The organism is Xenorhabdus sp. Sc-CR9, assembly GCF_963897815.1.
GTDB lineage: Bacteria > Pseudomonadota > Gammaproteobacteria > Enterobacterales > Enterobacteriaceae > Xenorhabdus.
This window is the reverse complement of the sequence record NZ_CAWQTY010000047.1, coordinates 1-1,927: the sequence shown is the minus strand read 5'-3', so window position 1 is coordinate 1,927 and position 1,927 is coordinate 1. Positions and strand designations below refer to the sequence as shown.

The window sequence follows — 1,927 nt, the reverse complement described above, 5'->3', positions numbered from 1 at the left end:
TCACGGCGGGCATGAAAAACCTGATGAGCGAAGTCATTCAGGGCGCCACCGGGGCGGTCGCCAGTCTCCCCGCCATGATAATCCAGCGGGCCAATCCGGGGCTGTATGACATGCTGACCAACGGCGTTTTGCAGGCCAATGTCGCGTTCGACAAAGCTCAGTTCAACTGCCAGAACATGGCCAGACGGATGGGGGATTTTGCGCAAAACAACAAATGGACGCAGTCTGCGGCGATGCAGGAATATAAGACACAGGTTAACAGCGGGGATGCTGACGCGGTACGGGTCAATAATGCCGGCACCAAAGCCACTGGGACGGGTGGGCACCAATGGATTGGCGGTAAAAAGCAGGGCGGCAGGGGACAAAATGCCATCCGGCCCACGCGGGATTTGGTCAGCGCCGGATTTAATATGATGAACAATCAACCGGTGCTGAGTCAGTCTTCTGTTCACCCGCAAAACTGTCACGGCGGTTCCTGTTACAAATTCCAGAGCGCGCGTGAGGCGGCAGACGCAGTAGTGAAAGTATTGGGGGACAGGGCCATTCGCACCTGCACCAACGCGGCGGAGTGCATCAGCGGCGGCGAGGCGCACCAACCGGGCGCGACGGTTGCCGGCACGGGTTTTGCACCCATGCTGGAAGCACAGACTCAGGCCAATATGGAACAGCTGGTGAAGCTGGTCAACGGGACGGAAAAAGTGACGGCGGCAAATCTGGCCAAACTGAAAACCGGCAGCCTGACGGTCACCCGGGGCGTGATCCAGGCGTTGCAACGTGATCCCGACAATGCCGCACTGACAGCACGTCTGGCGGGTGAACTGGCGATGGCAGAGACCACGGAGACGGCATTGCTGATGCGGCGGATGCTTATTACCGGCATGTCTGAACCCAATGCTGCCGCGCAGGCCGAAGCCCTCAATGAGGGCGAACGGCGGATTGCGGCGCTGGACAGGGAAATCAATGCCCTGAAAAATGAAATGACATTGAAACGCGAACTGGCACACAACGCCATCCTGACCATTATTGAGCGGGAAAACCACCGGATTGAAGCGCATCCGCAGAAACACGTGACGGAAAGCAGTGATAAGCGTTTCTATCAACTGGAAAATCCGGCAAACCGGACGACGGGAAGGTAAGTAATGGCCGGTAACGCGAAATCATGGCTGAAATTGAAAAAAGGGGCTGTCATCGTTCTGGTTGTCACGGTAGCCATCCTTTTCACGTTGCTGACGGGCTGGACGGGGATGCGCTATCCCGAACACCTGTCCGCCTTTCGTCACGGGATGGAAAACCATCAATCGCTGTGGCTGGTCTGGCGGTTAAGCCTTTACACGCTGCTGGTCTGGGGCAGCCGGAATATTTTTCAGGCAACGCAACACAAACCCGCGTACCGGGCACCGTTGATCCGCATGATGACGGCCAGCCTGCTGTTTCTCCTGCTGTGTGAATATGCCCTGTCAGGCAGCATGGGGGGCAGCGCATGACGACAAACAGTTATCTGGAATATTTTCTGACCCTGCTTGGCTGGGTGGTGAATAATGGCCTGTGGCAGGTATTGATTGCCACCGGGCTGTTTACCGTGCCGTTGTTGTTCAAAATCATGGCCCTGTGGCTGAAAATCCGTGAAGACAGTGTGGAAGAAGGCAATGCGGGACTCCGGTCGCTCTCCCGTCTCGAAAATACCCTGTACGGGGCGTTCTTTGTCATGATTGCCTGTTGCGTTCCGCTGGTTCAGGTCAGCCTCAGTACCCTGCAATATGATCCGTCCCGGGCCAAGACCTGCGGCACCTGGACGCCGAAATCACCGCAGGAAACGGGGTATGCGCCGGTGATTTCCAGTCTGGGCGAACACACGGCCGCCGTGCCGGTCTGGTGGGCGGTGGTGCACCGGTTATCAAAAGGACTGACGCAGGCGGCGGTCGCGTCA

General features: G+C 57.4%; 3 protein-coding genes. All 3 read left to right on the top strand.

The features are described 5' to 3' along the window. On the top strand, positions 1-1,136 hold a 1,136-nt coding region (locus AACQ81_RS02695), incomplete at its 5' end, for an integrating conjugative element protein (RefSeq protein ID WP_237388446.1). A 23-nt stretch (positions 1,137-1,159) separates the two neighbouring features. Then, positions 1,160-1,447 (top strand): hypothetical protein, encoded by a 288-nt coding sequence (locus tag AACQ81_RS02690; protein WP_237388445.1) that lies wholly within the window; start codon positions 1,160-1,162, stop codon positions 1,445-1,447. Positions 1,448-1,480: 33 nt separating this feature from the next. After that, a partial coding sequence (locus AACQ81_RS02685; RefSeq protein WP_237388444.1) for a conjugal transfer protein TraG N-terminal domain-containing protein occupies positions 1,481-1,927 on the top strand: 447 nt, incomplete at its 3' end.

Excerpts from the sequence above, each read along its gene's own strand:
- AACQ81_RS02690 (WP_237388445.1), top strand. The coding sequence starts at position 1,160 with ATGGCTGAAATTGAAAAAAGGGGCTGTCATCGTTCTGGTTGTCACGGT.